Origin of the sequence: Paenibacillus sp. y28, assembly GCF_037137075.1 — a bacterium.
Classification (GTDB): domain Bacteria; phylum Bacillota; class Bacilli; order Paenibacillales; family NBRC-103111; genus JBBBNV01.
In genome coordinates this window covers 1-7341 of the sequence record NZ_JBBBNV010000058.1, presented here as the reverse complement: position 1 = coordinate 7341, position 7341 = coordinate 1, and the positions used below count along the sequence as shown (strand labels likewise).

The 7341-nt window shown below is 49.3% G+C and carries 7 protein-coding genes and 1 pseudogene; 2 read left to right on the top strand and 6 right to left on the bottom strand.

The genetic code is table 11. The features are described from left to right. Positions 1-122: 122 nt before the first annotated feature. Together WBG83_RS22020 and WBG83_RS22015 are read left to right on the top strand one after the other, a co-directional pair. The gene (locus tag WBG83_RS22020; RefSeq protein ID WP_336747530.1) at positions 123-494 is read left to right on the top strand and encodes a PH domain-containing protein; all 372 of its coding nucleotides are present in this window, start codon (positions 123-125) and stop codon (positions 492-494) included. Between the two features lie 374 nt (positions 495-868). After that, the gene (locus WBG83_RS22015; RefSeq protein ID WP_336747532.1) at positions 869-1522 is read left to right on the top strand and encodes a L,D-transpeptidase family protein; all 654 of its coding nucleotides are present in this window, start codon (positions 869-871) and stop codon (positions 1520-1522) included. Between the two features lie 576 nt (positions 1523-2098). Here the strand turns inward: WBG83_RS22015 and WBG83_RS22685 are convergent. From WBG83_RS22685 to WBG83_RS21990, 6 genes and pseudogenes are all read right to left on the bottom strand, one after another. Beyond that, positions 2099-2356 (bottom strand): Ger(x)C family spore germination protein, encoded by a 258-nt coding sequence (locus WBG83_RS22685; protein WP_442955869.1) that lies wholly within the window; start codon positions 2354-2356, stop codon positions 2099-2101. A gap of 90 nt (positions 2357-2446) precedes the next feature. Next, positions 2447-2689, bottom strand: coding sequence for a spore germination protein (locus WBG83_RS22010; protein ID WP_336747529.1), 243 nt, complete (start codon positions 2687-2689; stop codon positions 2447-2449). 17 nt (positions 2690-2706) lie between these two features. Continuing rightward, positions 2707-3269 (bottom strand): annotated as a pseudogene (locus WBG83_RS22005) (spore germination protein). A 211-nt stretch (positions 3270-3480) separates the two neighbouring features. Continuing rightward, positions 3481-4785 (bottom strand): sensor histidine kinase, encoded by a 1305-nt coding sequence (locus tag WBG83_RS22000; RefSeq protein WP_336747528.1) that lies wholly within the window; start codon positions 4783-4785, stop codon positions 3481-3483. Positions 4786-4790: 5 nt separating this feature from the next. Continuing rightward, a complete protein-coding gene (locus WBG83_RS21995; RefSeq protein WP_336747527.1) occupies positions 4791-5492 on the bottom strand; it encodes a response regulator transcription factor in 702 nt (233 codons plus the stop codon). Between the two features lie 77 nt (positions 5493-5569). Then, the gene (locus WBG83_RS21990) at positions 5570-6292 is read right to left on the bottom strand and encodes a hypothetical protein (RefSeq protein ID WP_336747526.1); all 723 of its coding nucleotides are present in this window, start codon (positions 6290-6292) and stop codon (positions 5570-5572) included. Between the last annotated feature and the right edge of the window lie 1049 nt (positions 6293-7341).

Below are 7341 nucleotides of genomic sequence, written 5' to 3'. Positions count from 1 at the left end.
CAAGCCTTTCAAATGGGCATACAAGGGTAAAGCCCTGAGCGTTTAAACGTTGGCCTATTTGCGGAATATAGCACTAGAATGAATGTATGTAGAGATTAACTTCGTACAGGAGGCAAGTGAACATGGAAAAAGCAGTACATATGATTTTGGAATGGACCCTGGTTGCAGAAGCGCCGATTCCCAATGATGTAAATGAAATTTTGGTTGAAGGAGAGGTTCCGGTGGCCGCATTTAAGACCGTCCGGGACAGCGCGATTTTCACCAATAAACGACTTATTATCCGGGATGCCCAAGGCTTTACAGGGAAGAAGGTTGAGATTTATTCTCTGCCGTATTCCTCCATCCATATGTGGTCCACCGAAAATGCAGGAGGCTTTTTGGACGATAGCGCCGAGATTCAATTATGGACCAAGGTCGGTCTCATTAAAGTCAAGCTTAAAAAAGGAATTGATATCCGAAGGCTCGATCGTATTATTTCGAGTGCCGTTTTGTAATCTGTGCTCAGATGAACCGTTTTGCTGTTCTTTGGTGCAATTCTTGCCTTGATGAAAGAAGCCCGGCGATTCCTGCTAATTTGTAGTCACCTGTTTTTCCTCAAGCAAACAATGTTGGCCTCAAACAAAGCCCCCGTACCTGGTAGCATCGGTGCAGGGGCTTTTGGGCCTCCTCCTGTATGGTTATGCTTCCTGTGAATATTCATTGTCCCCTTCATCTTTTTTACACGGAAGCAAATTGAATACAAATTTACATTTCCGGTGATTTTAACAAGTGTCAAGAAGGAACTCAAATTCAGGCTGATGAATGGCAGAAAAGAGACAGAACTATGATAAATCAATCCGTCATTGGGCTTCGCATAATGGTCATCGTCATGCTTTTGAATATTAGCGGGGGGCTTCTTCCCAGGCCTGCTCATGCAGAGCCTTCACTTCCGATTGTAAAGGAGGAGGGGCTGCTTTCTATCGAGGTGTACCCTCTTCGGCATCAACTGATTGTGCGGCGGCAAGGACAAGTCATCAAACAATATCGGGTAGCTGTGGGGAATCCGGCCACTCCCACTCCGATTGGAGAATATCAAATCGTCTACAAAGGGAAGGATTGGGGGCCTTCCTTTGGTCCGCGGTGGCTTGGTTTGAATGTTCCTTGGGGGACGTATGGGATACACGGGACGAACAGGCCGGATTCCATTGGCCAGCACAAAAGCCATGGCTGTATCCGAATGCGCAACCAGGATGTGATCGAACTGTTCGAAATGATTCCGCTTGGAACGAAAGTCACCATTTACGGACATGTCCTTGGCGATTCAGAGCAATCCCCTCGGGATTTGGCGGAAGGGGATGTCGGGGGCGACGTTCAGCTCATTCAGTCCCGGCTCAAAAGCGCCGGGTACTACACAGGCTTATGTAACGGGAAGTTCGGTTCCGGCACAACCGCGGCGCTAAGAAATTTCCAACGCGATCATCAATTAATTCCAAACGGCGTCGTCTCCACCAAGGTTTATGAAGCGTTAGGGCTGCTGGAATAAGCCTGATTGCAGGATGCCGATGACGGACACAAATTCATTGGCAAATATGAGCAGACATGCATCTCGCCAACGGCTTCTAAGGCCGCATGGTTGATGATATCGCATGTATTGCCATTGATAATACCGGCTTGGCTTTTGCCGCTGGCTCGCCATGACAAGTGGCGATAATCATTCTTCATCTCCTACCGGAAGATTTGTTGTGGCTCACACGAACAGAGACGAAAAATAATAGGACAATACCCAGCTCCAAGATTAGCATGAGTCTGCCTCCCAAGCTGTTGTTGCTCAAATAAAATTGATAATGTGCAACGTCCCTTTCCTGGAAATACAAGGCCAATAGGGCGACTCCGACAACGGCCGGAACTCGTGTTACCGACGTTTTTAGATGTAGTACCACATTGATGGCTAAACTAAGTACAAGTAAGGATAATGCAAGTTTCGAGAACTGTGTCGGGATCCAGAGACCATAAGAAATCAAATCGAGCCTATCGATATTGCCGGTCAACTCCATTTCTAGACACTACTGCATCATTCCAGCATTGTTGTAGTCAAATCCAACATGTTGGATAACGAAGCTTACCTCGAGGTTGGTTTTGATCTGGGAAGCAGTTCATTCCAACGGCTTTTCCAGTCCTGATTCCACTTCCTGTAATAATCGCTAAGGAATCTGCGCAACGTTACCTTCAAACCGGTTATATTCCCGATCTCGCGAATCGATTCGTAGGGAATTTCGGAAAAATACGGATTGGTTTTCAGTACATCCAGCGCTTTGCCGCGGGCGACATAAATATCGCCTGAAAGCCTTGCCTCCCCGCTGCGATTAAAAAAGTCCAGCGAAACGGTCCCAGCATCCGGATAACAAAAGCATCAGAGGGACATAGACGAGCAATCGTTTCATTGAAGCTCCTCCGAACAAGATATACCTTACTTCTTTCGTTTGAACAGACGGGATTTCCAAACCGTCGGGTCCTCTCGTACGGGATCGGTGACTCCGGTATACTTTGGTCTGCGAACCATGAGCCACCACGGAGCTCTGAGCCAGAAATCCTTTAACCCCTGCAATGAAAGCGGCGAGAGAGGAGCCAAAAAGGGGGCGCCGAACGAACGAATATTGCACAAGTGTGCGACAATAACGACAAAGCCTGTGCATAATCCGAATAAGCCCATGAACGATGAGATAATCATTAATGGAAAACGAAGGAGACGAGGAGACGAATAGAATTCCCAAGATGACTACGCGGTATGGTTGATGCGGCAACACCTGTAATCGAAACAATGATAACCATCGGAGCAGAAACGATACCCGCCTCAACAGCTGCCGTACCTATGATGATGGCGTCAAGAATACTCACCGTATTACCAATTCTTTTGGGGAGACGTATCCCCGCTTCTCTGAGCGCTTCAAACATCACCTCCATCGTCATCGCCTCAAGCAGCGCAGGAAACGGTATCCCTTCCCGGCTCGCCATTAAAGTGAGGAGAAGGTTGGTCGGAATCATCTCATAATGACAGGTAGACATCACGATGTACAGGGAAGGTAAGGTTAAGGTCATAAGCAGCAAAATGAACCGCATGGTTCGCACAAAAAAAATATACAAATAGCGATTATAATAATCGTCGCTGCTTTGCAGCATTTCCCAAAAGGTTGTCGGAACAATTAGCGCAAAAGGCGTTCCGTCACCATAATTGCTACGCGTCCTTCCAATACATTGGCCGCAACGGTGTCAGGCCGTTCGGTATTATTAATTTGAGGAAAGGGGCTAAGCGGGTTAAATGGCTACTTCAAGATCGGTGTTGAAGGGCTGGAATATTCCATCATGTGTTCCCATATTCATCCTTCCTCGGCAAAACAAAAAGTACCCATTGATTTTATATTGTATGATAACCAAATATAAACCAATTTAATCGAGTGTTGAATGAACTGGGGGAATCTCCTGAATGCTCGCCAACGCGAGATGTCAGCTCTTACTCCGTGGAAGAGAGACGATGAATTGGGCGCCCTGGTTATTCTCCACCCTAATAGCGCCACGATGCAGCTGCATAATCTCATGGGCCAGCGACAATCCGACCCCGGTATTCCCGTTAGTGCCCGTGTAGAACCGCTTGAACACATGCTCCAGATCTTGCTCCGAAATTCCCGCTCCGTCATCGGCGATGCGTACCTGCACCCGCTTTCCGTCGACAGACACCCTCACCTGTATTCGGGATTGCGCGTATTTGGCGGCGTTCGAGAAGATGCTGCTGAATGCCTTATCAAGCTGTCGCTCGTCTCCCTTAACCCATATTGGTGCGTCAGGGAACTCGCACTCGACCGACAGTTGCTTCTTCTCCGTCAACACGGCATGTGCAGCCACGACACTATCCATCACCTCGCTCACATTTATTTTTTGCAGATCAAGCTGCACTTGACCACTCTCGATTTTGGAGAGCAGGAGCAGCTCCTCTACGAGCGATTGCATCCGGTCGCTTTGCTGCAAGATGACGGTCGAGGCCATCCGTGTATCAGTAATGACGCCGCTTTGCAGCCCTTCCGCATAACCCTGTATGCTCATCAGAGGCGTCTTCAATTCATGGGAGGCATTGGAAAAAAAACGTTTAAGCTTCTGTTCGGAATCCTCCAGCCGCTTGCCGGTTTGAATACCGATCAGGGTGGCTCCCAGAATGAGAACGACCATCACGCCCAGAAAGAGGACTTTGAGACTCTTCATGATGGTGAAGACCGGATAGGAATCCACATACAAGATAGAGGTAACGGATCGCCCTCCCCCCTCGGTATCCATCACGGCAAAATAAACAGTCATCTCCCCTATCCGCATCTCTTGAATGCGATTCTTGTCCATGGTGGCCTTGTTGCTGATGTAGTAATCAAACAGCTCTTTCTCATGCGACGTATAAATGCTTCGAATGGCTTCATTATCAATGTCAAACAACTCGCGTACCATAAACAACGAGCTTCCCTGTGTCTCATTGACCACGACAGGCATATCCATCGGCATGGCGACTTCCGATGATTCACCCGTCGTGGCAGGCATCTCGCTCTCCAGGCCGTAAACCGTCTGAGGCTGGTTCAGGCTGACATCCGTCATCGCACCGGTGTAAGCCCTCGCCAAGGGCGTATTGCTTTCGAGGATACTGGCTACCGCCGCTCTGGCTTCCCGTTTCAAGTGGACTTGCATCCCGATATTGAGTGCTGTCAAGAGTGCAATGCCTACCAGCAAGGTTAAGGATACCGTTAAGAGAGTCATACGATATTGGTTTTTCATGTGTATTATGGCTGCAGCTCCTCCCGTAACATATATCCCACTGCCCACTTGTTGGCAATGATGGTGCGGCTGCCGACAGCGGCCAGTTTTTTGCGAATACGGCGAATCGTTTCATCCGTCACGCGCGTTTCCACCGCATCATGGTAGCCCCATACTTCCTTAAGCATGGTTTCGCGGGAAACGGTCTCTTCGTAATGCTTCATTAAAAAAGCAAGGCAGGCGTATTCAGTCGTTGTCAGCTCCACTTCCTTCTCTTGATGCGAGATACAGCGCTTTTTGGCAGATAGGGACAGATCACCGCAGACCAGGTCATCGTCCGAGGAGGGGGAAGCCCCTTTCATCAGCTCTGTTCGCCGCAGCAGCGCCTTGACACGCACGGTCAGAATCGTAGGCCGGAACGGCTTGGTCAAGTAATCGTCGCTGCCAAGTGTGATTCCGGCAATGTAGTCGGCGTCGCTGTCCTTGGCTGTGAGCAGAATGATAGGCACGGCCGATATAGCCCGAATCCGATTGCACAGCGTAAGCCCGTCCGTACCCGGCATCATAATATCAAGAATGACGAGATCGGCAGGCTGCTGCGAGAAAGCAAAAAACAGCGCATCTCCCGTCGGGAACGCCTTCACCCGGTAGCCTGCGCTTTCCAGAAACATTTTCACCAATTGACGAATGTCGTCTTCGTCGTCTGCAACATAGATAAGTGGCTCCACTTGGTTATATTTGCAGGCGGCCGTCCGGCCGCCCGCGCTCCTTTCCTGATCCTGCGTGAGGGAAACCCGTCAACAGTTTATTGTTTTTTTACGTCTGCAACATCTTCTTCAAGAACTTTGTCGAATCCTCCAACGGAATCAATTTTTTTGTATGTCTGGTCAAGCCCTTCCTGCAAGCGAGTGATTTGGTCGAGGACCTGATCCAGCTGGGCCTGCTCAGTCGCCGTCAGTGTCGACTTGGACAGCAAATCTGCAATCGAGGCATACAGCTTTGTCGTTTTTGCTGACACCTCAGCAAGCTTGTCCAGCTCCTGCTGATTCAGTACATTCAGCGATTTCACGTACTCGATGAATGCTTGCTCGCTGTCTGCGGTCGGCAGGATCAGCTCGATCCCGCCCTTAGCTTCAGCCGCATTAATCTTGGTGTAAAGCTCAGCTGCGCTCTCCTGAAGCTTATTCACCTTCTCCTGTACCGCCTCAAGCTCGGCTTGTTCGCCCGCTGTCAGCTTCTCCTTCCCAAGCAGGCTATCAAGCGAGGCGTACAGCTTCCCGCTCTCTTCGCTCACGTGGACCAGCTTGTCCAGCTCCTGCTGATTCAGTACGTTCAGCGATTTCACGTACTCGATGAATGCTTGCTCGCTGTCTGCGGTCGGCAGGCTCAGCTCGATCGCCCCGTCTGTTCCAATTGAGGCCTTGGACGCCTGGAGCGGCGATTCCATAGCATATGCGCCAGCTGTTGCGCTCATCGCCACCATCATCGCCATTACTGCAGTTACACCCATTTTTTTGTACTTGTTCATTGTTATTCGCTCCTTTAGCTTTTGTTTTGCTGAGGAAGAGTCGTTGCCCTTGCCTTGTTTATACTATAAGGCAGATCGGGTGCCGTAATTTACCATGAAGTAGCCACAAAAATGTAATAGAACTGTCACAGCGACACAGGCCGACTGCGAGATAAGCACGCCCGCACAACAAAAGGTGCAAGCTCCAGCCAGATGTCGGTACGGAATAAGTACCATGTCGCGGATGGCTTCACTCTCCTCATCTCTGATCTTGGTTATAAAGAAATACCGCTCGGAGCAAAGGACACGCCCACAGGGATCGTCAAGATGACAGCATCTTCACCCAGGTTCGCCGCATTGGTTTAGATGAAGCGCTCACTGCATCGGCCGTGATGTAAGACGAAATCATACAAATGATAAACAGTAAACAGGATAAGAATTTCACTAGTTCAAACGCTGGAAGGAAACCTAGTATTGGTAACAGAAGCTTCTCGGGGTACCGGGAAGAGGACTTCGATAGGCATTTCGCCATTACCGTGAAGGGAACATTCATCGCGATTCAGCAAGCGGCGCGGCACGGGGCATAAGCGAGAACGATCGCATGATCAACTTTTCGACTTCCGCCAGGAGGGGTGATGCCTCCGATATACAGCGTTTATGCGGCGCCCAGGGTGCAGTCGAGCAGCTTATCCGTCATCCGGCCACGAAGCTTGAACCGAAGAAATTACGGTCAACCCGATCACACAGGAACCCATGAACACAGAACTGTTTCCGGCTGAAGCATCGGGAGGCCTTAAGCACAACATCACAAAAACAAGACCATCCATCATAACAGACTATCCCAGATGGTAGCCGTTTTTATGATGGATGGTTTTCATTGTGAATTTTTATTTGCAGCGCCGGTCGATTTCATGGATCGCATAGTAAGAAATTCAGTATGGTTACGTTGCAAAACCACAATTCGCCGTCAGGTGCTGATCAGGATGTTTGGGGGAGACTGTCAATTAAAAAGTGTAACCTTTGAAAACTAAATCTAGTAAACTGTTGAGCCGCAGCTTGACATGGAGCCT

What these genes read in the sequence shown, in the direction of transcription:
- WBG83_RS22020 (WP_336747530.1), top strand. Translation starts at nt 123, where the DNA reads ATGGAAAAAGCAGTACATATGATTTTGGAATGGACCCTGGTTGCAGAA.
- WBG83_RS22015 (WP_336747532.1), top strand. Translation starts at nt 869, where the DNA reads ATGCTTTTGAATATTAGCGGGGGGCTTCTTCCCAGGCCTGCTCATGCA.
- WBG83_RS22010 (WP_336747529.1), bottom strand. Translation starts at nt 2,689, where the DNA reads ATGGGCTTATTCGGATTATGCACAGGCTTTGTCGTTATTGTCGCACAC.
- WBG83_RS22000 (WP_336747528.1), bottom strand. Translation starts at nt 4,785, where the DNA reads ATGAAAAACCAATATCGTATGACTCTCTTAACGGTATCCTTAACCTTG.
- WBG83_RS21990 (WP_336747526.1), bottom strand. Translation starts at nt 6,292, where the DNA reads ATGAACAAGTACAAAAAAATGGGTGTAACTGCAGTAATGGCGATGATG.